General features: G+C 59.5%; 23 protein-coding genes and 1 pseudogene. 14 read left to right on the top strand and 10 right to left on the bottom strand.

Going from position 1 to position 23343, the window contains the following annotated elements:
• Positions 1 to 4: 4 nt before the first annotated feature.
• The 4 genes from TSACC_RS19030 to TSACC_RS19015 are packed head-to-tail and all read left to right on the top strand — an operon-like array spanning position 5 to position 3971.
• Positions 5 to 1246 (top strand): Gfo/Idh/MocA family protein, encoded by a 1242-nt coding sequence (locus TSACC_RS19030; protein WP_075081045.1) that lies wholly within the window; start codon positions 5 to 7, stop codon positions 1244 to 1246.
• Positions 1243 to 2397: a mandelate racemase/muconate lactonizing enzyme family protein gene (locus tag TSACC_RS22180; RefSeq protein ID WP_075081044.1), complete on the top strand. Its 1155-nt coding sequence runs from the start codon at positions 1243 to 1245 to the stop codon at positions 2395 to 2397. The genes TSACC_RS19030 and TSACC_RS22180 overlap by 4 nt, the downstream gene beginning before the upstream one ends.
• Positions 2394 to 3077, top strand: coding sequence for an SGNH/GDSL hydrolase family protein (locus tag TSACC_RS19020; protein WP_075081043.1), 684 nt, complete (start codon positions 2394 to 2396; stop codon positions 3075 to 3077). The genes TSACC_RS22180 and TSACC_RS19020 overlap by 4 nt, the downstream gene beginning before the upstream one ends.
• A 9-nt stretch (positions 3078 to 3086) precedes the next feature.
• The gene (locus TSACC_RS19015) at positions 3087 to 3971 is read left to right on the top strand and encodes an alpha/beta hydrolase (protein ID WP_084400671.1); all 885 of its coding nucleotides are present in this window, start codon (positions 3087 to 3089) and stop codon (positions 3969 to 3971) included.
• 100 nt (positions 3972 to 4071) lie between these two features.
• Here TSACC_RS19015 and ald read toward each other — a convergent pair whose 3' ends face one another.
• On the bottom strand, positions 4072 to 5190 hold the full coding sequence (gene ald / locus TSACC_RS19010) for an alanine dehydrogenase (protein WP_075081042.1): 1119 nt from the start codon (positions 5188 to 5190) through the stop codon (positions 4072 to 4074).
• The gene (locus TSACC_RS19005) at positions 5187 to 6029 is read right to left on the bottom strand and encodes a M55 family metallopeptidase (protein ID WP_075081041.1); all 843 of its coding nucleotides are present in this window, start codon (positions 6027 to 6029) and stop codon (positions 5187 to 5189) included. Before TSACC_RS19005 ends, ald begins: the two co-directional genes overlap by 4 nt.
• Before the next feature lie 143 nt (positions 6030 to 6172).
• Between TSACC_RS19005 and TSACC_RS19000 the strand changes: the two genes are divergently transcribed.
• The 9 genes from TSACC_RS19000 to TSACC_RS18960 are packed head-to-tail and all read left to right on the top strand — an operon-like array spanning position 6173 to position 13380.
• Entirely contained in the window at positions 6173 to 6997 is an 825-nt protein-coding gene (locus TSACC_RS19000; RefSeq protein WP_075081040.1) for an SDR family NAD(P)-dependent oxidoreductase, read from the top strand.
• Positions 6994 to 8010, top strand: a complete 1017-nt coding sequence (locus TSACC_RS18995) for a Gfo/Idh/MocA family protein (protein WP_075081039.1) — start codon at positions 6994 to 6996, stop codon at positions 8008 to 8010. Before TSACC_RS19000 ends, TSACC_RS18995 begins: the two co-directional genes overlap by 4 nt.
• Positions 8007 to 8978 carry a dihydrodipicolinate synthase family protein gene (locus tag TSACC_RS18990; RefSeq protein ID WP_075081038.1) on the top strand — a complete coding sequence of 324 codons (972 nt, stop codon included), beginning with the start codon at positions 8007 to 8009 and terminating at the stop codon, positions 8976 to 8978. The genes TSACC_RS18995 and TSACC_RS18990 overlap by 4 nt, the downstream gene beginning before the upstream one ends.
• 12 nt (positions 8979 to 8990) lie before the next feature.
• Positions 8991 to 9389 (top strand): RidA family protein, encoded by a 399-nt coding sequence (locus tag TSACC_RS18985; protein WP_075081037.1) that lies wholly within the window; start codon positions 8991 to 8993, stop codon positions 9387 to 9389.
• A complete protein-coding gene (locus tag TSACC_RS18980; protein WP_075081036.1) occupies positions 9386 to 10168 on the top strand; it encodes a creatininase family protein in 783 nt (260 codons plus the stop codon). The genes TSACC_RS18985 and TSACC_RS18980 overlap by 4 nt, the downstream gene beginning before the upstream one ends.
• A complete protein-coding gene (locus TSACC_RS18975; RefSeq protein ID WP_075081035.1) occupies positions 10165 to 10917 on the top strand; it encodes an SDR family NAD(P)-dependent oxidoreductase in 753 nt (250 codons plus the stop codon). Before TSACC_RS18980 ends, TSACC_RS18975 begins: the two co-directional genes overlap by 4 nt.
• Before the next feature lie 4 nt (positions 10918 to 10921).
• Positions 10922 to 11662, top strand: coding sequence for a glucosamine-6-phosphate deaminase (locus tag TSACC_RS18970; RefSeq protein ID WP_075081034.1), 741 nt, complete (start codon positions 10922 to 10924; stop codon positions 11660 to 11662).
• Between the two features lie 3 nt (positions 11663 to 11665).
• Positions 11666 to 12577 (top strand): N-acetylglucosamine-6-phosphate deacetylase, encoded by a 912-nt coding sequence (locus TSACC_RS18965; protein ID WP_075081033.1) that lies wholly within the window; start codon positions 11666 to 11668, stop codon positions 12575 to 12577.
• Positions 12574 to 13380, top strand: a complete 807-nt coding sequence (locus TSACC_RS18960) for a fumarylacetoacetate hydrolase family protein (RefSeq protein WP_075081032.1) — start codon at positions 12574 to 12576, stop codon at positions 13378 to 13380. The genes TSACC_RS18965 and TSACC_RS18960 overlap by 4 nt, the downstream gene beginning before the upstream one ends.
• A 53-nt stretch (positions 13381 to 13433) precedes the next feature.
• On the opposite strand, the gene TSACC_RS18955 is transcribed toward TSACC_RS18960, so the two are convergent.
• The 7 genes and pseudogenes from TSACC_RS18955 to TSACC_RS18930 form a co-directional block, all read right to left on the bottom strand.
• Positions 13434 to 13940, bottom strand: a complete 507-nt coding sequence (locus tag TSACC_RS18955) for a hypothetical protein (protein WP_075081031.1) — start codon at positions 13938 to 13940, stop codon at positions 13434 to 13436.
• Between the two features lie 5 nt (positions 13941 to 13945).
• Positions 13946 to 17266: a hypothetical protein gene (locus TSACC_RS18950; protein ID WP_075081030.1), complete on the bottom strand. Its 3321-nt coding sequence runs from the start codon at positions 17264 to 17266 to the stop codon at positions 13946 to 13948.
• Positions 17266 to 18180 carry a prepilin-type N-terminal cleavage/methylation domain-containing protein gene (locus tag TSACC_RS18945; protein WP_169809708.1) on the bottom strand — a complete coding sequence of 305 codons (915 nt, stop codon included), beginning with the start codon at positions 18178 to 18180 and terminating at the stop codon, positions 17266 to 17268. The genes TSACC_RS18950 and TSACC_RS18945 overlap by 1 nt, the downstream gene beginning before the upstream one ends.
• Positions 18180 to 18536: a hypothetical protein gene (locus tag TSACC_RS18940; protein WP_237764029.1), complete on the bottom strand. Its 357-nt coding sequence runs from the start codon at positions 18534 to 18536 to the stop codon at positions 18180 to 18182. The genes TSACC_RS18945 and TSACC_RS18940 overlap by 1 nt, the downstream gene beginning before the upstream one ends.
• 3 nt (positions 18537 to 18539) lie before the next feature.
• A pseudogene (locus tag TSACC_RS22800) lies at positions 18540 to 18677 on the bottom strand (prepilin-type N-terminal cleavage/methylation domain-containing protein); the annotation flags it as partial.
• On the bottom strand, positions 18619 to 19257 hold the full coding sequence (locus TSACC_RS21965; protein WP_153811531.1) for a GspH/FimT family pseudopilin: 639 nt from the start codon (positions 19255 to 19257) through the stop codon (positions 18619 to 18621). The gene TSACC_RS21965 and the pseudogene TSACC_RS22800, both read right to left, overlap by 59 nt.
• A gap of 204 nt (positions 19258 to 19461) precedes the next feature.
• A complete protein-coding gene (locus TSACC_RS18930; protein WP_075081026.1) occupies positions 19462 to 20580 on the bottom strand; it encodes an ABC transporter ATP-binding protein in 1119 nt (372 codons plus the stop codon).
• Between the two features lie 540 nt (positions 20581 to 21120).
• Here TSACC_RS18930 and TSACC_RS18925 point away from each other — a divergent pair.
• Entirely contained in the window at positions 21121 to 21453 is a 333-nt protein-coding gene (locus tag TSACC_RS18925; protein WP_075081025.1) for a hypothetical protein, read from the top strand.
• Between the two features lie 180 nt (positions 21454 to 21633).
• Here the strand turns inward: TSACC_RS18925 and TSACC_RS18920 are convergent, their stop codons facing one another.
• Positions 21634 to 23253 (bottom strand): right-handed parallel beta-helix repeat-containing protein, encoded by a 1620-nt coding sequence (locus tag TSACC_RS18920; protein WP_153811529.1) that lies wholly within the window; start codon positions 23251 to 23253, stop codon positions 21634 to 21636.
• Between the last annotated feature and the right edge of the window lie 90 nt (positions 23254 to 23343).

The following is a 23343-nucleotide window of genomic DNA, read 5'->3' as shown; positions in this document are numbered from 1 at the left end:
AGGCATGAATCCAGTCAGGCTAGGTCTTGTCGGGGTTGGTGGATTCGGCGCCAATCACATCCGAAGTTTGCAGCGACTTCGCCAGGACCAGACAGTCGAGCTCCTCGCCGTCGCCGATCCGGCGCACAGCCGCCATGAGGAGATGCTGGCGCCTCTGCGTGAACAAGGCGTGTCCTGCTACGAGGACTACCGGGATATGCTCGATGTGGAGTCCGAACTGGAGGCCATCATCATCTGCACGCCGATCCCGCTGCATAAGGAAATGGCTATCGATGGACTCAATCGCGGCTTGTTTGTCTATCTGGAAAAACCTCCCGTAATCCTGTCCTCTGACCTTCAGGATCTCATCTCTCTCGACATTCATCGCCGCACCGCTGTCGGCTTCATCGGCATCTCACACCCCGTCATCCGCGCTTCCAAGGAGGGGCTCATGCAGGGCGCGCTCGGCGATCTCCTGAGCATCCACGTGGCGGCCAGTTGGCCCCGGCCATCATGGTATTACCAGCGAAGCAACTGGGCGGGAAAGCTCTCCATGGGTCCCGAGCCGGTCTTCGATGGACCAGCAACAAATGCTCTGAGCCACTACGTGCATCTCTCCAGCTTCCTCGCAAACACCGATGCCATCGATCACGCCGGTCTCCTCTGGCTGGAGGCGGAGCTTTATCGCGCCCGGCCCATCGAGTCCTACGACACCTGCTGCCTGCGCGGCAAGTTTCAAAACGACGTGGACTTCCGCATCGCCCTCACCCATGCGTGCCGTCATCGCTCCAACGTGGAAATCCGCCTGATCGGCACGAAAGGCGATGCCTCGATCTCCATCGATCGCACCACCGTACATTCCACCCTAGCCGCCCCGTGCTCGGAAAACCCCGTGGTGCTGGATGTGAATCTTCGAAACTTCGCCCAGGCCATGCGGTCCGGCGTCCGTTTCCTTACCACGCTGGAGGATTGCGTGCCTTTCCTCGACATCGTCGGGGCGATGTGGCCGTCATCCGGCGGTATCCATACGATCCCCGCTCCCCACGTTACGACCTGGACCGAGGAGCCCAACACCATCTTTCACATCGCCGACATCGAGTCCGCTCTCACACGTGTCCTGGAGGGCAAGACATTTGCCGAGCAAGGGCTACCGTGGAGCATACGCCCTCACAGGATCACCCCTGGCCAGTATTCGTCCGCAGATCTCCTGATGGCTCTGCGAGCGCACACCGCTCCCCCGAGCCTGATGGCCAGCGTCGCAGCATGATGATCACACGCATCCTGGCAACCGAGGTCTGCGTCCCCTTCCGCTCCGGCTGGACCGACAGCCCGCAATACGGCACTAGCTCCTGGAAAACGCTCAGCAAGTGGATTCTCGAGATCCAAACCGCCGATGGTCTCTCCGGCCTGGGAGAGACTCCCCGCGGTATCGGACGCGCTGCCGTCGAGCGCATCGCCCGCCATCTGACCGGGCGCGACGTTCGATCAATCAACCTATCCCAGATCATGCTCCCACCGGGCGGAGATGGCTACGCGCTCTCTCCCGCCGACAGTCAGGATCGTGGGCCGGACTGGGAGTATCACATCCACGACCGCACTCCCTTCTTTGGCTTTGAAATCGCCCTATGGGACCTCATCGCAAGGCGCGCCGGATTGCCCCTCTTCCAGATCCTTGGCGGAGGATGGCGCGACCGCGTGCCCATGGGGTTCTGGATCGGGCGTATGACCCCTTCGGATGCAGCAAGACAGGTCGCTATCGCCGTGGAAATGGGATTTCGGAGCCTGAAAATGAAAGCCTTTCCACAGGATGACATAGCTGGAATCGTCCGAGCCGTTCGCTCCGCCGCAGGATTTACGATGCCGATTGTCATCGATCCCAACCGAAAGTTCCACCGTTTCCGCGAAGCGCTGGATATCGACTACTCCCTCCGGAACGAGACCGACATTTCCTACGAGGACCCGTTTACCTACCATCCCGTGGAGTGGCGGGAATTTCGCCGCGCCACCGGCCGGCCCCTCATCCTCCACGCCCTAGCCTCCGGCATGCGAGCCGATCCCCACCGCGTGGCGCAGGACGGCGCCTGCGATTACGTCAACATCAGCCCGTTTTCCGCCCGCGAGATCCTCACTGATGCCGCCATCGCAGCCAGATATGGTCTCCTTCACTGGCAGGGCACTGGTCTCGATCTCGGCATCATCGATGCCTTCCTGCTCCATACCTCTGCCGCCGCCCAGACCGCCTGTCTGCCGGGCGATGCCATCGGGCATCTCCTCCGCGAGGATGACTTGATTGAGGAACAGCTCATACCGGTTGAAAGCGCCATCCCCGTCCCAACCGCACCGGGCCTCGGCGTCACTCTCGATCGTCGCAGCATGGAAGCGTATCGGCTCGATCAAATGGAGTTCACCCTGCCATGACATCCGAAACCCGCCTGGCCGAGAGGCTCAGATCCCCCGAACCAATCACCTGGCTCTTCGCCGGGGACAGCATTACCCATGGCTCTGTCCACCTGCTTGAGTTTCGCAATTATGTTCAGTTGTTCGAAGAGCGTATCCGCACGGAACTTCGCCGCCACTTTGACGTCGTCGTCAATACAGGCGTGGGAGGCTGGCGCCTCGCCGACATCCTCGCACATCGGGAGCACGTGATCTTTCGCTTTCACCCCACCATCGTGAGCCTCGCGATCGGAATGAATGATGCCGCGCACGTCCCGCTCGCCGAGATCGCCGAATGGGAGGCCGCATTCAGCGACCTCCTTAAGGAAATCCTCTCGTCCGGCTGCGAGGCTCTCATCATCCACACGCCTCCATTGGTCGATACGCAATCGCAGCGCCCCATGGCTCAGAAACGCCTCAACGTGCCTGAGTTTTGCGAGGCCATCCGGCGTCAGGCAACATCCCATGGTGCCATCCTCGTCGACCACCAGGCGTTTTGGAATGAGCGTATGGCGGCCAACGAGAGAGTCGTCCTCTTTTCGCAAAGCGACACCATTCATCCCAACACCTACGGGCATCGAATGATGCTGGAGTGCCTGTGCCGCGAGCTCGGCATCTGGAATCCCAACAGCCCGCTTGGTCGCCTCTTCCAATTTCTCTAGTCCTCCCCCATGCTTCACCGCTACGTGAAATCGTTGCTTCCCGCCTGCCGAACTGCCTGCGCCGCCGTCGTGGCACTACTGGCCCACGGCAGTTCGCTCATCGCCACCGATATCCTTGCTCCAAACTACAAGATGGAATCCTCGATCGTCTACGCTCCCGAGCTGAAGGACACTCCCGGAGGCGAGCGGTGCTCGCTGGATTTCTACCACCCCACGGACGTAAAGGACTTTCCGATCATCGTATATTTCCATGGCGGGGGATTGACCGGCGGCAACCGGTCCATCCCGAAGGAACTGACTAATATGGGCTGGGGCGTGGTAGCCGCCAGCTATCGCCTCAGCCCGACCGTGCAGCACCCTGCCTATATCGAGGATGCTGCTTCCGCCATAGCGTGGACCATTAAGAATGCGAAATCCTATGGCGGCGACCCATCAAAGGTCTTTGTCCTGGGCATCTCCGCCGGCGCCTATCTCGCCGCCATGGCGATCCTCGATAAAAGCTATCTCGCCCGTCACGACATCGACGCCGACAAGGTGGCAGGGTTGATCCTCGTATCGGGCCAGGTCATCACCCACCAGACAGTCCGCAAGGAACAGGGTATCGAACCGAGCAATTTTCGCCCCACCATCGACCGCTTCGCCCCGCTCTATCATATCCGCAAGGACGCGCCACCCACTCTGTGCGCCACAGGGGATTGGGAGACCGACACCCTCATGCGCGCCGAAGAAAACCTCTACTTTGTCTCCATGATGAAGCTGGTCGGCCACACCGACATCCGGCAGACTGTGCTGAAAGGGGCCAATCACACCCGCGCCTGCAAGGAGTCCTGGCCCGAGGTCATCAAGTTCATCAACGAAAAGCTCCAGCCGCCAGCCAGCCCTGCCGGAGCATAGACCGAGAACGGGTTCCGTTCGCCAGTCAGAGTCAATCCCATCGCCAGGAGGCGACGCCCGGGTTTTCCACGGGTCGCCGCCGCCTTTCTGGCAATATCAATTACGCTGCGGCCAGTTCGCCCAGAGCGGGTTGGGCGTACGGCATGTCATGAGCCTCGGCCACGGCCGCCACGGTGACCTGACCGTCCAGGACATTGATTCCGCCATGGAGCGAGGGGTTGAGCCGGCAGGCTTTCTCAAGTCCGTTGTCCGCGATCAGTTCCAGATAGCGGAAGGTCGCGTTGTTCAAAGCCTGTGCCGCCGTCCTTGCGTAAGCCCCGGGCATATTGGCCACGCAATAGTGAATCACGCCTCCTTCTTCATAGACCGGCGCCTTGTGCGTAGTCGGCCGGGAGGTTTCCGCGCATCCCCCCTGGTCGATCGCGATATCCACCAGGACGCTGCCCGGCTTCATCAGCGAAAGCATCTCCCGACTGATCAGCCTGGGCGCACGCGCCCCGGGCACGAGCACCGCCCCGACCAGCAAGTCCGTCTCGGGAAGCAGTTCCAGCAGATTGGCCTCGGTGGAGTACAGCGTGTTCGTGGTCTGCATCGTGATGTCGAGAAAACGCATCCTCTCCAGATCGACTTCCAGGATGGTCACATCGGCGCCGAGCCCCGCCGCCATGCGGGCGGCATTGACTCCCGACGTGCCGCCGCCCAGGACCACCACCTTGCCCGGCAGCACCCCGGGTACTCCGCCCAGCAGCACACCCTTTCCGCCATTGTGCTTCGCCAGATAATAACCACCGACGACCACAGACATCCGGCCCGCGATCTCGCTCATCGGCTCCAGCAGCGGGAGACGCCGGTTTACCTCGATCGTTTCATAGGCGACCGCCGTGCAGCCCGAGCGCTGCAGCGCCTCGGTGAGCCCGCGGCTCGCAGCGAGATGCAGATAGGTGAAAAGGATCTGCCCCCGGCGGAGCAGGCCATACTCCGCAGGCAGCGGCTCCTTGACCTTGACGATCAGGTCGGCCCGCTCGAAGACCGCCTCGTGACTGCCGACAATCTCGGCCCCGGCCGCCGAGTATTCCACGTCGGAATACCCACACCCGGCACCGGCCCCGGTTTCGACCAGCACATGATGCCCGCCACGCCTCAGCTTTTGCACTCCGGCTGGCAACAGCCCGACTCGATGCTCCTGTTCCTTGATTTCTTTTGGGACACCAATGATCATATTTTTACTTGGGATAGAGGTTTCACTCCGGGCATCTCCGGGCGGTGCAGACGCCTCAGAGCATCCAGGAGACTGGGGGACCGATAGCATGTTGTCTTCCCATCGATACGCTCACATCCCGACACCGACTCCGCCTCGTCGGCAGCCTGCGTGGAAAACCAGCGGATGCGTAGCTCATACGGTCCCTCCAGGCCGATCGGCTGGACGGGGTCGCGGCGGTGGCTTTCCAGCGCCTCGCGGACCTTTGTGCGAATGAGTCCCTGCGCAGCCTGGCTGGAGAGACAGATCTCGCTGTTCGCTCCCTGCCCCCATTTGACCGTTGCCGTCACGATGCCGGGGATGTCGGTCTCGGCCTCCTCGCATGCCGCCGCATCTCCGCTCAGGAAAACGACGGGGATGCCCTTCAATCCCGCCCAGGCCGCGAGGTAGTACGTCTCACCGATCTCCCGGCCATTCAATGTCATGCGATCAATCGCCCGGCTGTCGAAAGTGTGATTCTGGTTGCCTTCGGCGACGCCGCTCCGGGCATGCTGGCCGACGACCGCTACCACGTCACAGTCCCAGATCGGCTCCAGCAGCTGTTCTCGCGTGATCGGTCGTCCGTGCAGGAGCAGCGCCTTTTCATGCAGGTGGTCAAAGCTGATCCCGCCCGGCCCGTGGCCATCGGCGACGAGCACCTCCGACGCCCCACCCGCCAGCAGTCCATCCACGGCGGCATTGACTTCTCCGGTCAGACGGCGCTTGGCCTCCTCATGATACTTTCCCTCCGGGTAGGAGTGCAGGGCATGCGACGAAACACCAGCGACACCCTCGATGTCAGTCATGAGAAAAACCTTCATGCCGCGACGTTACGCCCCGCCTTTCCAACGGAGCCATTTCATTCGCGCAGTAAGGAAACCCGACAACCAGGACCTTGTAAACACTACTAACAAGTGCTTTCAGATCGCTCCCATGATGCCTGCTCATCAGAAATGGTGACCGCATGCATGTCACCAACCTCTTCTCCCTGCGGGGCCGCGTGGCGCTAATCACCGGAGCCACGGAACGCCTTGGCTATTACTCGGCCGAAGCCCTCTCCGAAGCAGGAGCCAAAGTCATCATCACCTCCCGGGACAAAACCCGTGCGGAACGCGCCGCCGCCGATCTCTCTGCGGCAACCGGCCAGCCCGTCGAGGGAATCTCCCTGGATGTTGCCAGCGAGGAATCAGTCTCCTCCGCTTTTCGCTCGCTGGCCGAGCGCCATGGACAACTGGACATCCTCATCAACAATGCCAGCGGCCGCGGCACGACCCCTGAGGAATCGGGCTACGCATATCACCATCCCGAGGACCAGCCTCTTGCACATTGGGACTGCACGATCCGCCAGAATCTCACGAGCACTTTTCTCTGTTGCCGCTCAGCCTTGCCGCTAATGAAGCGCCAGCATTCCGGCTCCATCATCAACATGAGCTCGATCTCCTCATTGATCGGTCGCGACCGCTCGGTGTACGCCGACTCTCCCGACCTTGTTCCCAACACAGCAGACTACACCGCGGCCAAGGCTGGCGTGATCGGGCTCACCGTCGACCTTGCCGCACAGGTGGGAAACCACCAGATCCGGGTCAACGCCCTCCTGCCCGGCGGATTCCAGCGCCCGAGCCATCCGCAGGAATTTGTCCGCCGGTACTCGAGCCACACCATGCTCGGCCGCATGGGCGACTTTTCCGCCGACCTGAAGGGCGCGGTGCTTTTCCTCGCCTCCGACGCCTCCCGCTACGTCACCGGCCAGACGCTCGCCGTCGATGGCGGATTCCTTACCTATCGATGAAATCCAAGCGCTTGATCATTGCCGGCATGGGTTCGATCGGCTTGCGCCACGCCCGGCTGTACTCCGCCCTCCCCGGTCTCAATGTTGAGATCTGCGACTCCCGCGAGGCAGGTCTTCACGAAGCCCGGGCACTCCTTCCAAATGCACCGCAGTGGCGCGACTACTCCGCAGCGATCGCCTCACGCCCCGACTACGTCCTTATCGCAACGCCTCATCAGGCGCACGCGGAGATGGCCTGTCTCGCTCTGGAAAACGGGTGCCGAGTGCTCTGCGAAAAACCCATGAGCCATCATCTCGATGAAGCTTCGCAGATGACCTCCTGTGCGCAAGAGACCGGGTCTCCACTGGCCATCGGTTTTCACCTACGATTTCATCCCTCCGTGGTGCGCCTTCGGGCCATGCTCCAAAGCGGTGAGGCGGGCGACCTCATTTTCATCCGCTACCGGGTGGATTCGCTCGTGACGCTGGAAAACTCCCGCTCGCGATACCAGACGCATCTCCCTGGTGCTCTGCTTATGGATTACAGCCACGGACTCGACCTCCTTCATCACCTGCTAGGCAAGCCTCCAGAGAGAATTTTTGCCCAGGGAGTGGCGGGTGAGATCGCGGGCTACTCAGCCAACCCGCTCGTTTTCGATGCTCTCTTTTCCTACCCTTCGCTCCAGGCCGAGTTGCACCTTAGTTATACCGGCAAGCCGGAGGTCCACTGCGTGGAGGTGACCACTAGTAAATTCAACATCCGTCTTGAACTGAACAGCGGAACCTTTGTTCGGCATCAGGTTGCCGACGGAACCTGTGAGGATCTTTCGTTCCCCTTTGAACGTGACGCCCTCTACCTCGCGCAGTGGCAGGCCTTTCAGGACTTCTGCGACGGCCTTCCCAGCCAGATCTGCTCGGCAGAGCAGGCTCTTGAGACCAACCGGATCATGGCCCGGCTGATCGATCTCCTTGAGCGCGATCCTGAACCCGCTTCCTCCTCGATCTTCCCCGCCATCCAACTCTCCTGCTCATGACCGCCATCTCCTGCCCTCCTGCCACCAAGCCCCCCTGCGTCGATCGCCCGCGATTGATTGCGGCCCCCTTCACCCCGCTCCTTCCGGATGGTTCGGTCCATTACGATTCACTCGCAGAGTACGCGGCGAACCTATCCTCCTCCGGCGTCACCGGGGTCTTCATCGGAGGCACCTCAGGTGAAGGCATGTCCCTTACCCGGGAGGAACGCATGCGACTGGCGGAGACCTGGCTGGCTGCCGCAGGCCAGAGACTCAGTGTCATTGTGCACGTCGGCCACACTTGTCTCGAGGAGGCCAAGGGGCTTGCGGCTCATGCCTCCTCAATCGGCGCGCATGGCATCGCCTCCATCGGGTCTGTCTTCTTCGATCCCTCCTCCCCGGAAGCCTGGGTGGAGTGCTGCCAGATAATGGCCGCTGCCGCGCCCTCGACCCCATTCTATTACTATCATATGCCCTCGATGAGCCGCATCCGGGAAAAGGCCAGCCGCCTTCTTCCGCAGATGATCAAGGCGATCCCGTCCTTCGCTGGCATCAAGTTCACCCACGAGGATCTCGGGGACTATTCCGAGTGCCTCCGCCTCGCCGACGGTAGATACGAGATTTTCTTCGGCCGCGATGAACTCCTGCTCACCGGCCTTTCGCTGGGCGCGAAGAGCGCAGTCGGCAGCACCTACAACTTCGCCGCGCCGCTCTATCACAAGACGGCGCGTCTCCATGCCCTCGGTCGCTCCTCCGAGGCCGAAGAGTGGCAGTCCCTCTGCACGAACGCGATATCGATCATGATTCGCCTCGGTGGGCTGAACGTCATTCGCTCCACAATGAAGCTCTGCGGCTTCGATTGCGGCCCGATGCGTCTCCCCCTTCGAGCGCCCGACGAGTGTGTGACCGACGCCCTCCGTGACGAGCTTCAGGGCATCGCGTTTTTCGAACGACTCGAACAGGCCCGAGCCGAACTTTTGCAACCCTAAGCCCCGAATCCCGTGCCTTCGTCTCTCGAAATACTTTCCGAAGTCCCCGGTCTCCCCAAGCCCAGGGGACCATTTTCCGCAGGCATCATTTCCGAGGGTCGGCTGCTCCATGTCTCGGGGCAGGGACCATACTGTCCGGAGACTGGCGGCTTCGTTCGCGGAACGATCGCGGAGCAGACACGGTTGACGCTGGAGTGCCTCCGGCGAGTGATCGTGCATTGCGGCGCAGGCGTCTCCGATATCGTTAGCTGCCGGGTTTACCTCCAGCCCCTGGACAAGCAGACATTCGCCGCCATGAACGCGATCTATGCCGAGTTCTTTGGCGCTCACCGTCCGGCCCGCACCACCATCGGCACTCAGTTGCTGGAGATCGACGTGGAGATCGACTGCATCGTGCGCATCCCGCTATGAAGTACGCTGACCTCACCTCGCCCGAGATCGGCCGGATCGCACCGGATCGCATCGCCGTCCTCCCCATCGCCGCGCTGGAGCAACATGGCAACCATCTGCCCGTCATCACGGATGCAGCCATCGCCGATGAACTCGGCCGGAGGGTCGAGGTGCTCCTTCCCGACAGGATCGTCCTGCTCCCCACGCTCTGGTGCGGGTCCTCGCACCATCACCTGGGCTTTCCCGGCACAATCAGCATCAGTAGCGAAACCTACACGCGGGTCCTGGTCGATATGGCCGACTCATTGATCGCCTCCGGGTTTCGGCGGATCTTTTTCCTAAACTGCCATGGCGGCAATCAGACGCCCTTTGCGGAGGCTCTTTACCGGCTGAACCTGAAGCACAAGGGAGCCAACGAACCCTGGATCGCGGCAGCCAGCTATTGGAATCTCGCCGCTCGGGAGCTGGCCGCACAGACCTTCATGGCGACCCCCCGCCTCTCTCATGCCTGCGAATATGAGACCTCCCTCATGCTCGCGCTCCGCCCCGACTGGGTGCAAAAGGACGCCCTCGGAGAGACCTCAGGCATCGGGTCGCAGTATTACGATCCCCTCGGCTACACGCCATCTCGCGTCGTCGTCTCCCAGTCCTTTGACCAGCTTTCCCAGACGGGTGCGCTGGGATCTCCGGAACTGGCCACCGAGGAAAAGGGCAGACAACTTTTCACTCTTCTTGCATCGGCTGTCGCCAGGTTCCTTGAGGAATTCGCCACCTGGAAACGCCGGGATTTTTCATCATGACTCGATTCACCTCATCAAGCTACCAGACGGCCATCATCACTGGAGGCGCCGACGGCTTGGGCAAGGCCCTCGCCCGCAAACTTGTCCAGCAGGGAGTGTTTGTCACTCTCTTCGATCTCAACGAAGCCAAACTCCAGGAAACTGCGGCCAATCTCGGCGAACTCGCCGACTGGCACGTCGTGGATGTAACTCAGAGCGAACAAATCCGTACTGCGGTGGACGCCGTGCAACAAAAACGAGGGACCATCGAGATCCTCGTCAACTCCGCAGGGATCACCGGCAAGACCAACCTGAAGTCTCACGAGGTTCCCGTGGAAGATTTTGACCGGGTCCTCAGCCTGAATGCCCGCGGCACCTTTCTCTGCTGCCAGACCGTGCTTCCCGTGATGCTCTCCGGGAGCTACGGGCGCATCCTGAACATCGCCTCGATCGCAGGCAAGGAGGGCAATGCCGGCATGGTGGCCTACTCCACCTCCAAGGCCGCCGTCATCGGTATGACCAAGGCTATGGGCAAGGAATACGCCGAGACCGGGATCACTGTGAACGCGCTGGCCCCCGCCGTAATCCAGACCGCGCTGGTCGACGCCATGCCTCCAGCCCAGGTATCCTACATGACGGACAAGATCCCCATGAAGAGGTGCGGCACTCTGGAAGAATTTGCCGAAATCGCCGCATTCATCGTTTCTCCCGCCAACAGCTTCACCACCGGGTTTACCTTCGATCTCAGCGGCGGACGGGCCGTTTACTAAAGTCATGTCCATTCGTACCATCATCAGCTCGAACAAGAAAATCTCCGGCGCTTCCGCCGCCCGCCATGGGGCGCTCCTGATCCGCGAGGCCATCGCAGAACACGGACGAGCCAATATCATCATTGCCACCGGCGCGTCCCAGTTTGAGATGCTTCAGACCCTCGTGGGAGAAGAGCTTCCGTGGCATAAGGTCACCGTTTTCCACCTCGACGAGTATGTGGGTCTGCCGATAACGCATCCCGCCTCCTTCCGGCAGTACCTTTGGGAACGCTTTCATCGCCTCCTGCCCAATCCCCTGAACCAGTTTCATTACATCAATGGCGAAATCGATCCTGAGGCGGAATGCGAGCGCCTCGCAGCTTTGATCTCCGAGCACCCCATTGACGTATGTTTTGCAGGCATCGGGGAGAACGGCCATCTCGCCTTTAATGACCCACCGGCGAATTTTGAAACAACACGCCCCTATCTTGTCGTAAACCTCGACGACGCCTGCCGCCGCCAGCAACTCGGCGAAGGATGGTTCCCCTCGCTGGAAGCCGTCCCGCAGCAGGCCATCTCGATGTCGATCCGCCAGATCCTCAAATCCCGCTCGATCATTCTCACCGTGCCCGACGCCCGCAAAGCAGAGGCGGTGCGCAATACGCTGGAGCACACGATCGATCCCGGCATCCCGGCATCCATCCTGCAGACACATCTCGGCACCACCCTGTACCTGGACCCGCCTGCCGCCTCGCTGCTCAAGTAAGGCATGAATTTCTTCGACATTCAGGTCAACGGGTACGCCGGGATTGATTTCAACCAGGACAACCTGTCCCGCGTCGACCTCCTTCATGCCTGCGGGCGACTCCGGCGTGATGGCACCGCGAAGGTCCTCGCCACGATCATCACAGACCATGCCGACTCCATGGCCCGGAGGATCGAGACCCTCGCCCGGTTGAAGACAGATAACTCCCTGACCGACGAGGTCATTGCGGGCATCCACATCGAGGGGCCATTCATCTCGGACCGGGAAGGCTTCCGGGGAGCTCATCCTGCGGATGCCATCCGCCCAGCAGACGTCGGCCTGATGCGCGAACTGCTCACGGCAGGACGCGGGCATATCCGCCTCGTGACGCTGGCTCCTGAGCAAGACCCTTCCGGAGCCACCATCCGGTTTCTCCGCGACCAGGGCGTCGCCGTATCCGCAGGTCATACCGATGCGAGTCTGGAGGAACTTCGCGGCGCTATCCGGCACGGGCTGAGCCTTTTCACCCATTTGGGCAATGCCTGCCCGGCATCCCTCCCCCGGCATGACAATATCATCCAGCGGGCTCTCTTTCTCAGAGATCAGCTCATTCTCTGCTTCATCGCCGACGGCGTTCACATCCCAACTTTCGTCCTGAAGAACTACCTCGATCTCGCCGGGCTGGAGAGATCCATCGTCACTACCGATGCCATGGCCGCCGCAGGCCTCGGGCCGGGTCGCTACAAGCTCGGCCGATGGGACATCGAGGTCGGCCCCGACCGTGCCGCCCGGGCGCCCGGCGGCAGCCACCTCGTCGGCTCCGCCGCCAGTCTCCCCTACGTCTCGCAGAAACTCACCGAGGAACTCGGACTCTCGGAATCCCAAGTGCAGGCTCTCTGCCGGGACAATCCGCAACGCGCCCTTTTAATCCCATGAAAATCATCCGCTACCAAACTCCCGACGACCAGACCCACTTCGGCAGGCTCCTGGAGTCCGGCCAGGCCGAGCGCCTCTCGGGCGATCTGTTCTCCGGTCTGTCTCCGACAGGCACACATGACACGATCAAAAAACTCCTGGCTCCCCTGGAACCCACGGCGATCCTTTGCATCGGGCTGAACTATCGTCACCACGCAGCGGAAAGCGGCGCCAAGACGCCCCAGATGCCGATCCTCTTCGTGAAGGGAACCAATACCCTCCAGCATCCGGGCGACCCGATCGAGATCCCGACAAAGATGGCGAGCCATGAGGTGGATTACGAGTGCGAGCTTGCCGTCGTCATCGGCCGTCCCTGCAAGAACGTACGCAAGGAAGATGCCCTCGACTACGTCCTCGGCTACACCTGCGCCAATGACGTGAGCGCCCGCGACTGGCAGCTCAAGATGGGCGGCGGCCAGTGGTGCCGCGGCAAATTCTTCGACACGTTCTGCCCGCTCGGCCCGGTGCTCGTCACGACCGATGACATCCCCGACCCCAACCAACTCGGTATCCGCACCATCCTGAATGGCGAGACCGTTCAGGATTGGAATACCGATGACATGATCTTCAACGTACCCACCCTCATCGAGTTCCTCAGCGGCAGCACCACACTCCTGCCAGGCACCGTGATCCTCACCGGGACTCCCCATGGTGTCGGGATGGCCGCCAAGCCCCCGCGCTGGCTGAAGCCCGGCGACGAAATCACCATCGAGATCGACAACATCGGTCGCCTGACCAATCCGGTCGCCACCGAGAAAGCCTGACCCTCATCTCCCATGAGAGACCCGGGCAGGCGCTGGCAGCAGCCTGCCTGGGTTCATGGCGAGTTCAAAAACTCAGCCGGCACGGGAATACGAAACGTGACCGGAGGGAGTCCGCCCGGCAGATGGAGTTCCAACTGATAGTCCTGCCTTTTGCCGTTCACGACGGGCGGCAGCGGCGGCGCGGGAAAAGCAGCCGTAAACTCCCGGGAATCCCCCGGCGCAATCGTCTCCGCGCTTTTGATCCATCCGAAGTTCGGCTTGTTGGGAAAGCGTCGACTGGCGGAAATCTTGCTGCCAGTGGCTATATCTATCAGCCAGCTTTCCTTGGTGGTGAACAACATAACCGTCTGTTCTGAAGTCTTTGCCGCTCTTCCCAATTCCAGATGCCTCGACTTCGCTGCCGTGATCCTCACGCCGAGCACAAGCTGGTGATCCTCGCTCCATCCCGAGCCAACGACCTCCACTTTGGGCGATTCGTCCTTCTCTTCTGCAGACTGTGCTGCGATGGCCTGCATTGCCCAGACGCAGACAATGATGAATACTCGTAGTGAGATTTGCATGATTCCTAACGCTGGATTTCCTCCATGCTGACGATCCGCCAGAGATAAGGAAATGGCGGTTTCATGGCCGGGTGGTATTTGGGATCGACGGGATCATCCTCCGTCCCAACGACGCCATCCGTCCCCGGGTTGTTGGCATTTCCTGGCACGCCATCAGCCCCGAGATCGATAAACCGCTCCACCACATACCGGCGTCGCACCTCGGCTGTCACCATATCACCAGCCTCGAATTCTCCGAACCTGGTATTGGCAGCCTTCTTCTTGACCGATCTCGCCACGACCCAGATCGAGAAGACATTGCTTTGCGTGGTCGCCGCTCCGATCACCTGCTTTAGCAAGTCGTTGCGCGACTGCGCCTCCTCCGCAACGCCTTTGTAAGTATAGGTATCGACCTCGCTCACATCGGCCATCTGCCCGGGCAGCACGAAAGGACCACCCGCCATGACCCGATTTTGTATCGCTGAGACGAGGGTACTCACCTCCGAGTCGCCCAGTGTGGCATACACGGGGACATCCGCTGCGTCGTAGCCCTGGTTAACCCTCACCTTGTAAAAAAGCGCCTCCATCGGAGCCGTGCGTTTGGGAAATTGATCACGCTCAACCTGGCTCATGGTCTGCGAAAACGGATATGGCACCGCCGGGTTGTTGATATTGATCTTGCCCTCGGTTGCCCCGCCAGAGGTAAGGCGCCTCTTTGGGGGCGCTGCTTCACCCACCCGAAACGGGAGCTGCGGCAGAAATGGCACCGTGAATAAATCCAGCATCGCCCAGTCGGGATACCTCCCCTTCAGGGTGGCCTGCCCCGGAGCTGAGGCCGGTGTCAGGCTCAGGCTGCGCCAAGGCGTGCCCTTTTGTTGCGGAAGCGGGACGGTCACATCATCAGGTGCGACGCCGGTGCGAACATAGTTCAGCGCGCCAATCGAGGGAAAGCGCGATTGTTTCGGGTAGTTCACGTCCAGTCGCGGCATCCAGACGGACAGCGGATCGCCTCCCTGGGAGGCCAGAAAGCCTGGATTGGCACCATCCTGGTAGGAATAGGCCGTGGCACCGCTCGTTTTCAGGGTCGCATCCGCATCAGTATCCGACACGATCCAGTCGCCAGGGAATTTGTTAACCAAGGGGTCCTTAACGTAACCATGCCAGACATGCTCGATCGCCGGAAGAGGAATGCTAAATCCCGCAGGCACCGGGATGACAGCCTCCTTCAGTTCCGTCCGGATGCTCATCGGGGGTTCGCTGGTATAGATGTAACTGGGCTCTCCGCTGGTCGTTCGGTAGTCCCCGCGCAGGCTGTCGAGAGGTGCCACATCCCAGTTTCCATTGATCGCTCCTGCGCCGCCAGCCTGCGTCCAGAGCACGATGCCACCTGAGACGGGAAAGGCCGTCATCGCCGGGTCATTCGGACCATATAAGCTCACGCTCCCGCGATCGGTCGCAGGCACGCCATGGTATTCACCCGGTCGCCATACTGTTCCCGAAGTACTGGCCGTCGCAAAGGCAAAAGGCGGCCGCCTGTTCCCGGAGGGCTGCGAATTGCTCGAACCTCCCCGTCCATTGCGATAGGGATGATAAATCGCATGTCTCGGGTCGGGATCTGTCGAGGTGAAGCTGAGTCCTCCCAGATCGATCCCGGTAATCTGAAATAGATTATCCATCCAGCTTCCACCCAATGCCGAAGCGCCGGAGAAGACCTGCTCCACCGGATTGAGCATGTAGTTGTTCCCGTTCTGGCCAAGACGCCAGTATCCGCCGAATCTCTCATCCCAGGGCATCCCCTCAAACTGAGAGGGAAACCAAAACTCAACCTTCGGATCGATTTGGAGGGCCGGAATGTTTGCAACACGGGGCGGAGGTCCGGAACCTGTCGGAAGAGTCGCTGTGCGCACCGCGTCGAAGGAAACAGTGAATTCCGTAAACTTCGGCGTACGCCCGAGCCCGATCGCATTCTTCCCGCTCAACATTCCCGTCGTGACGAGCGACGGCAGGTTGCCCCCTCGCGCCTCGTCTCCCATTGCCGCCCGGGTCCCGATGTCGAGGATCTGCAATGCGAGCGAATCGATCTGCCGGTCATTGTATTTATCCGCAAATCCCCCGGCGGCGCTGCCGCTAAAGACCGGCCATGTAAACGCTCCCTGGAGCGAATTCATCCCCTTGATCGCCTCGGCGATTCTCTTGGCAAAAATATAGTTCTCGGGATTCGTTCCCGTCGGGCTCGTCGCCAGCAACTGCGCACTATCCAGGTAGTAGTGCCGACCAAACTGATAAAAAGGCGCCTTCCCGGGCAGGGCGGCTTCGATCTGCCGCGATGTGGGATAGACGAAATTGATCGGGTCCGTGATCGCGATGCGCTTCGCATCCGTACTGCCGGATGATGAGAGATAATTCGTCAGCCCGGAGTCGAGTGCCACCCCATACGCATTGGTCAACCACGATCGCACAAGGCCGCCGGCAGAGGCTCCGTTGGAAGAAAGCCGCACGGCAGGAAAGAGATAAATTTTCGGGTCCCCGGTGAAACTGATCTCCGGGGCCTTGCTGTAATGGGTCAGGACAAACTTGTTCTTTTCGAAAAACTCCTCGGTAACCTCGCCGTTCAGCCCGGCCCTCGTGACTTCCGCTGCCGAGTTGAAGCCGCTACTCCATGCATACTCACTGATCTTTGCCGCCTGCGCATTGCTGAGGTGAGAACCATCGGGTTTTCTGAGCGCCTCCAGAGTTACCTCCGAGGGCGTGCCAAAGCCATAACTCTGCGCCGTATCCTTCTTGCTACCATCCGCAACGTTGATGTTTATTTTGCAGCTCTCATCATCAACCCAATAGGCCACACGACCGATGAGAGGATTGCTTCGAGAGGCAGGGCTGCCTGGATCTGCCAGCAGGTCAATCCATCCGACCTTCATAGGCACCTCCCCACCTGAAGACACTGGCTCAACGATCGGATGCCTCCCCTGATAGGATGGCTTGTTAAGGTCGACGCTGTTAATATCCGCCGCACCCGGCACATCCGGCCCCGGCAACGCAGAGAAAAGCTGGACATCCTCATAGGCGGAAAGGTTATCAGCCGGAAAGATACGAATCCTGCCTGGCTCCGATGCCCAAAGTTTGCCTTTCTGCATGCCTGTCTCGGTCGCGTACTTGAGCTTGGCGAGTGCCGCATCAGCTCCCACGCTGGCGAGAGAACCCGCGATGGTAGAGTTTAGCGCAAGCCGCGAGGAGCGCCTCTCTATGCCGGCAAAGTTTAGGAATGCCACACAGAGAATGGTCACCATCACGACGGCAACGAGGATGATGATAAGCGCCGAGGCGCGGTTGGAGCGTTGGAACTTCATCAGGGATCTGCCGTCAGAATGGGAATGATACGCGAGGAAACCATAATCGATTTCGCCGCAGGATTGTCGTTTTGCAGGTTGGCCGCGAAGGCATTCAGATCCTGATAGAAGGTATCCGGATTGCCACTGGCGCCGGACGCGGGAAGCTTCGTAATCCTCCGTGTGTCGCTGGGAGAACACGTGACCATTCCGACCTCAACGAATGCGGGGAGTGCAGAAAAACCTGTGGAGGGATAACGATTGCGATCGGATTGAAAGGCCTGCCGCGAGTCAAAAGATGCCTGCAGATCAGTCCCGGCCGCGGTCAGCTTGATCGGTTTGCCCCTTGCATCCAGACATCGCACCCACAACCCCAGCACACCGTCTGCCACCCACCCCTTGAAACCCTGCGCGCTTTGGGGAGACTCGGTCGTCGGGGCAAACTCCGGGACCAGCGCTCGATACCACGCGTTGCCTCCACTCGTGGAAAGGAGATCAAACCGGTTCGTGTCCGATTGCTCCACATAGAGTCGGCGAAGCTGGAAGCGGTTCTGCTTCGGATCGGAGGTCACCACATCCCGTTGGACAAAATATCCCGCCATTGCCAGGTTGCCGTTCTCGGCAGACGAGGCCAGCGGTGCCTGCCAGAAGATGGAGTGCGGATTGGCATAGGATGGCTCAAGATCCTTGGGATTGACGAGGAACTGCAGCGAATTCGTGGCCGACCGGTTGTAAGGCAACTGTGCTCCAGACAGATCCCGCCCGATCAAGTCAAAACACTCCCGGGCGATGCGTGCGGCCTCCATCCGCGACATGCTGCCGGAGGAAAGCGCACCCGTCCGCTCGATCACGTTGAAGATAAGCAGCAGCAGTATGGAAAGGATCGCCATGCCCACAAGCAACTCGATGAGAGTGAAAGCACTGCGCTTTTTCATCACCATGCTCGCCTGCCGACCAAAAATCGCAGCGACTTGCTGTATTGCGGGGCTGGATACTCGATCGCCACCACCCAGGTCCGAAGATTGACCCCGCCTGGCAAATCAAAGAGCGAATCCATCGTCGCAGTGTCTACCTCGGACCATTTGGCCCGAAAATAAGTGGAAACTCCGTTCGTCGCCACCAAGGGCATGCCTGCAAGATCAAAATACTGGCTCGTTCCATCGACGCGGGACAACTCAGTCGCGTCGATCGTCTTGAGATTGGCGGAGAGGTTGCCAATCACACTGGCGAGAGAGGAATCCACCTGGGACTCTCGCACGGAAGTCAATGCCACCTGCAACAACCCGATCAACGCAACAATACAGAAAGAGAAAATCCCTATCGCCACCACCACCTCAACCAGAGTGAACCCGTTCCCAATGGAACGCTCCGGATCAATTCCCAACGATCTTGATGCGACCGGTGTTCTCCTGGGCAACAACGACGTAGTCATTCACGGATTCCTTGTTCTGTTTGCGGATGGCTACACTCGGCGCTGTCTGGGGGGCGTCAATTGAACCATTGGGACGATAAATCAGGTAAAAGTAGTTAGTGACCTTCTCCCCTTGCAGCGGAATCTCCAAGGACGAACTCAGTTCCTTGGAATTCGACAAATACAGCGATTCCACCTGATCTCTCGCGAATGGAATCACGCTGATTTCATTGCCAAATGTCTGCCAACGGGACGAGGGACTCCATTGCATCGCCCCATCTTTCCAAGCTCCTTCCAGCAGCATCATTGCCTGAGGTTTCTCCGGCCGGATGCGGGACGAAAAAACCACCGCTACCGGCTGCCCGGAGCTAACAGCCTGCTGGCGCGCTGACAAAAGAACGTCAGCGACAAGGCTGGCCCCATTCGCAGAAGCCCGAGAGGAAGAAACCCCCGACAGCGCAGTGACCGTCAGTCCTCCAAGAGTCGAGATGATCGCTATCACGGTCAAAAGCTCTACGAGCGAAAAAGCTCTCGCCCGGAAAGTAGGGAGCCGCCTGGCCCTTTGCTCCCATGAATAACAACAGTCCCTCGATGTATCCATGAATCGTCACCCTATTCCCAAATCATAAATTATCAAGGACCAGCAACTTGTCGGTTTCCTTGACAGGCAAAACCCGCAAGCCGTCCCATCTCCATTGTCTTACTCCGGCTCCTTTTCTGGCAGGATTTGCCGCGGGCATATTCACCAGAGTGCCCAGGCGCCCGGCACAAGCAATCCAGGCTGCTGAAGCTGACGTTTCCGTGATTAAACGATCCGATTCGTCGTCACCGGATCGAACAAGTGCACCTTGTTCACCTTGATCGAAAACTCCTGGCGATGCCCCGTCTCGCGGTGAATCATCATTGAGGAACTGCGACTGATCATCGTGTGCGCTCCGGTCTGGATGTAGAAATAGGTCTCGGCGCCCATCGGCTCGACCAGATCAACCACCGCCAGGAACGAATGCTCCACAGCCTTTTCACCGGGTAGCACCATGTCACAATCCTCCGGACGCACGCCCAGGATCACCTCTTTGCCGAGATAGGCAGAAGCCGCCTTGCGGTCTCCCAGCTTTAACTCCACAGCTCCGCCCTGCGTCTCCTGAAAAACAATGCCCCCATCCATTCCGGTTAGCGTGCCTTTCACAAAATTCATCGGAGGAGTCCCCAGAAAGCCAGCCACGAAGAGATTCACGGGTTCGCTGTAGATCTTGAGCGGAGCATCCACCTGCTGAATGAAGCCATCCTTCATCACCACGATGCGCGTACCCATCGTCATCGCCTCGACCTGATCGTGGGTCACATAAATCATCGTGGCCTGCAAGCGCTGGTGGAGTTTCGTGATCTCCGTACGCATCTGCACGCGCATCTTGGCATCGAGGTTGGACAGCGGTTCGTCAAAGAGGAACACCTTTGGCTGCCGGACGATGGCACGCCCCACGGCTACGCGCTGGCGTTGCCCGCCCGAGAGCGCCTTGGGCCTGCGTTCCAAATACTGCTCAATGCCCAGGATCGCTGCTGCATCCATCACACGCTTGTGGATTTCCGCCTTGGGGTACTTTCGCAGCTTAAGGCCAAAGGCCATATTGTCGTACACGCTCATATGCGGATAGAGCGCATAATTCTGAAAGACCATCGCGATATCGCGATCCTTAGGCGGCACATCATTCATCCGCTTGCCGCCGATGGACACATCACCCTTTGAGATTTCCTCGAGACCCGCGATCATACGCAGAGTCGTAGACTTTCCGCAGCCGGATGGTCCAACGAATACGACGAACTCGCGGTCCTCGATCTCGAGATTGAAGTCTGTCACCGCCGTGACATCGGCGCCACTCTCTCCCGGATAGATCTTGTAAACGTTTTTAAGGCTGACTTGTGCCATTGTAATATGGGTACGAAAACACTGCTGCGCCCTGGATGTTTAAGCCCGCCGATGGGCAGTCGAGGAGCTGTCAAACAAGAGGCCGACGCTAGAACTCGCCCCCGCTGTGGTCAATGCCTTCGTGGAAGGCACGCCTGCTCATCAAGCTTCCGAAACTTCTGGAAGATCCCCCTGAACCCAGGGTGGACAATCGCTAAAATCGCCCGCCAGCCCAGTCGCGCAGGACACGCAGGCCGCGGCAAAAAGAGGAATCCAGCAGCAGGGGGAACTGCCGCCATGATCCCCAAGATGCAATATAATATGACAAGTCCCCATGCCCACCGCGATCGCCACCGAAACGAACATCCTTGAGATCCAGCATCATCTGACTGTAACCAGCTTCATCTCCCCCGGAACGAGCGCTGGCATGGAGTGAAGTTAGCTCAATCGACCTATTGCGAACCCGAATCCCAAGACCACAACGCAGGCCGCAACGTCACACCGAACAGCGGGTACAGATATTCTCTGCGGCATATCGCGTTTCAAACTCCACCGACGCCGATGCGCAGCACTCGCCTCGGAGCCTGCCCCATGCACAGTATGCGCATATTCGACATCACGAACTGGGACGACACGGGCATCCCGGACTGGGGAACGTGCCGCCCCGGATGCCAGCGATCATGCAGTTCGGCCAGCGCCACCTGTGTCCTGCTGCTGGAAAAGCTCGCAGTTCCTCTGCTCTCGGAGCTCAATGAACTGATCGATGCCGATCGCGATTGCCGGGTGATGGTGGGCTTTCAGCATGTCTATTCGGCGCTCACTGCGGAGGCGCTGGCAAGCATCCGACGGGGCGAGATGGGACGAGTGATATCCATATCTGCCTGGGGAGTGTGACCACGCTCGACATCCTATTACACCATCGCGCCGACTGGGCCGGACAGTTCAAGTGGCTCGGACGCGCGCTGCTCGACGGACCCTGCACCAATGCCTTTTCCCATTATATAAATCTTGCCCTCCACCTGTGCGGTGCTGACGTGAAGTAAAGGATTGCCCTTGAGTGGCCGAGGCGAGTTCCTACAAGCCTGCCTGCGGGATCTCGAGCGAACCGGTGACCTCTTCGACAGATGTCGAAACGGAAAGACCTGATCGCGCGTAGGGACCTGGTTTGATCACTTGGTTGCCGGACAGAGTGATCCTCTCGCTATCATCGATCCAGATGATGGCTTGCCCATCGATGCCGAATGGCTTGCCAATGTCCCCGGTCGAACTGGTGCGGTGGAGCGGATTAATGAATTTATTGTCGCTGATAATGACATCCCGGGCGTGCCTGATGATGATGTTAGTGAGATCGATATTCTCAAACGTATTATTACGAATCCGGATCTCCGCATGTCCATGGCCTTCCATGCCAGTCGAGGTAACGACGAGGCCGCCAGCTTGTTCTCCCAAGGCGGCGACGTTGAGAAATCCACAGCTCCGCAGAGTGTTGCCTTCGATCGTCACCTTGCGACTGTATCCAGCCTCAGCCCAGTTCAACTCGGTCGAGAGCACAATGCCAGCTCCCGGAGTTCGCTCCACGATGTTGTTTGTCAATGACCCGTCATCAGCCTTGAGCAAAAATCCTCGCGACCAATTATTTCGGATGGTGCAGCCATTGATGCGGTAGCCGGCTCCGCACCGGGAAGGAAACCAAGCGACGGAGTCATAGGGCACATCGACCTCCTCATCCAGAGTCAGGTCGACGAAGCGCATAGGATAGTTGGCGAATCGTGAATGCCGCGACTGCCGGCTCGAGACAAAATTCGTCTCATTGATGGCGACGATCTTCCGAGCAAGAAGCGTATGTTTACGCACATCATAAATGTAGATCGCGTCGTCTGGGTGATATTCCCGCGGCGCATCCAAAAAGTCCGAAGGAAAGCCCATCGTGACTATGGAACCTCTGGATCTTGCAATCTGGTAAAAGCTGCCGTGAATATTCACCCCATCATCCATCTGGCCTTCAAATAGACACCCCTCCACCGTCGGACCGACGATGGAACCTCCACAGTGAAGACCATCGGCACTCTGGGAGACAAGCGCTCGCATCCTGGCTCCTGGCGGAATCGGCCCATAGGTAATGGTGTTGCGGATGTATCGATTCGCACTCGCACTATGGGATTCATAAAAGCCAAACTGCCCGCCCCAGTAGATGGTGATGTCTTCAAAGGTGCAGGATTGAGAGCCCTTGGCATAGCACATCATCCCACCAGGGCCTCGGCATACGAGATAATCTCCCGGTGCAGGCCAGATGGAGGTGTCGGGGAATTTTTTCCAGCTCGGGTCGCCCTTCCAGTAGAGGCGAAACTGATCGGGACCCGCGAGAGATTGAAGAAAACGAGCGGAACCGCCATCGGTTTTCGGAAGCAGGGTCAAGCCATCAACCACCGCAGCGATGGCAAAGGTCGCGTCTTTGGGAAATCCCGGCTCAAGCTCAATATCACAATACTCCCCCTCATCATCAGATCCGACCGCGAGGATTCGAGCCTGCCCGGTATGAGGCTTCGCATACCGAAGGATGGCCCCCTTGAACTGCACATTGTGACAGTTCTCCAGCATAAGCGCCCCGCTGGTTGGGTGATCGACGGCGAGTTCCACCCCGTAGGCAGCGATCTCCACATCCCTGATCTCCCGCAGGGTCAACGGGGCCTTCACCACATAAATCCCGGGCGTTATTGTGATTTTTCGTTCCCCCCTATTGTAGGCATCCATTATCTGCCCTTGGAGAGCTTCCGGGACCGAAGG

The sequence above is a fragment of the Terrimicrobium sacchariphilum genome, from assembly GCF_001613545.1.
Lineage (GTDB): Bacteria > Verrucomicrobiota > Verrucomicrobiia > Chthoniobacterales > Terrimicrobiaceae > Terrimicrobium > Terrimicrobium sacchariphilum.
This window is presented reverse-complemented; position numbering and strand designations above follow the sequence as displayed.

Excerpts from the sequence above, each read along its gene's own strand:
- TSACC_RS19030 (WP_075081045.1), top strand. The coding sequence starts at position 5 with ATGAATCCAGTCAGGCTAGGTCTTGTCGGGGTTGGTGGATTCGGCGCC.
- TSACC_RS22180 (WP_075081044.1), top strand. The coding sequence starts at position 1,243 with ATGATGATCACACGCATCCTGGCAACCGAGGTCTGCGTCCCCTTCCGC.
- TSACC_RS19020 (WP_075081043.1), top strand. The coding sequence starts at position 2,394 with ATGACATCCGAAACCCGCCTGGCCGAGAGGCTCAGATCCCCCGAACCA.
- TSACC_RS19015 (WP_084400671.1), top strand. The coding sequence starts at position 3,087 with ATGCTTCACCGCTACGTGAAATCGTTGCTTCCCGCCTGCCGAACTGCC.
- ald (WP_075081042.1), bottom strand. The coding sequence starts at position 5,190 with ATGATCATTGGTGTCCCAAAAGAAATCAAGGAACAGGAGCATCGAGTC.
- TSACC_RS19005 (WP_075081041.1), bottom strand. The coding sequence starts at position 6,029 with ATGAAGGTTTTTCTCATGACTGACATCGAGGGTGTCGCTGGTGTTTCG.
- TSACC_RS19000 (WP_075081040.1), top strand. The coding sequence starts at position 6,173 with ATGCATGTCACCAACCTCTTCTCCCTGCGGGGCCGCGTGGCGCTAATC.
- TSACC_RS18995 (WP_075081039.1), top strand. The coding sequence starts at position 6,994 with ATGAAATCCAAGCGCTTGATCATTGCCGGCATGGGTTCGATCGGCTTG.
- TSACC_RS18990 (WP_075081038.1), top strand. The coding sequence starts at position 8,007 with ATGACCGCCATCTCCTGCCCTCCTGCCACCAAGCCCCCCTGCGTCGAT.
- TSACC_RS18980 (WP_075081036.1), top strand. The coding sequence starts at position 9,386 with ATGAAGTACGCTGACCTCACCTCGCCCGAGATCGGCCGGATCGCACCG.
- TSACC_RS18975 (WP_075081035.1), top strand. The coding sequence starts at position 10,165 with ATGACTCGATTCACCTCATCAAGCTACCAGACGGCCATCATCACTGGA.
- TSACC_RS18970 (WP_075081034.1), top strand. The coding sequence starts at position 10,922 with ATGTCCATTCGTACCATCATCAGCTCGAACAAGAAAATCTCCGGCGCT.
- TSACC_RS18965 (WP_075081033.1), top strand. The coding sequence starts at position 11,666 with ATGAATTTCTTCGACATTCAGGTCAACGGGTACGCCGGGATTGATTTC.
- TSACC_RS18960 (WP_075081032.1), top strand. The coding sequence starts at position 12,574 with ATGAAAATCATCCGCTACCAAACTCCCGACGACCAGACCCACTTCGGC.
- TSACC_RS18955 (WP_075081031.1), bottom strand. The coding sequence starts at position 13,940 with ATGCAAATCTCACTACGAGTATTCATCATTGTCTGCGTCTGGGCAATG.
- TSACC_RS18950 (WP_075081030.1), bottom strand. The coding sequence starts at position 17,266 with ATGAAGTTCCAACGCTCCAACCGCGCCTCGGCGCTTATCATCATCCTC.
- TSACC_RS18945 (WP_169809708.1), bottom strand. The coding sequence starts at position 18,180 with ATGAAAAAGCGCAGTGCTTTCACTCTCATCGAGTTGCTTGTGGGCATG.
- TSACC_RS21965 (WP_153811531.1), bottom strand. The coding sequence starts at position 19,257 with ATGGATACATCGAGGGACTGTTGTTATTCATGGGAGCAAAGGGCCAGG.
- TSACC_RS18930 (WP_075081026.1), bottom strand. The coding sequence starts at position 20,580 with ATGGCACAAGTCAGCCTTAAAAACGTTTACAAGATCTATCCGGGAGAG.
- TSACC_RS18925 (WP_075081025.1), top strand. The coding sequence starts at position 21,121 with ATGCGCAGCACTCGCCTCGGAGCCTGCCCCATGCACAGTATGCGCATA.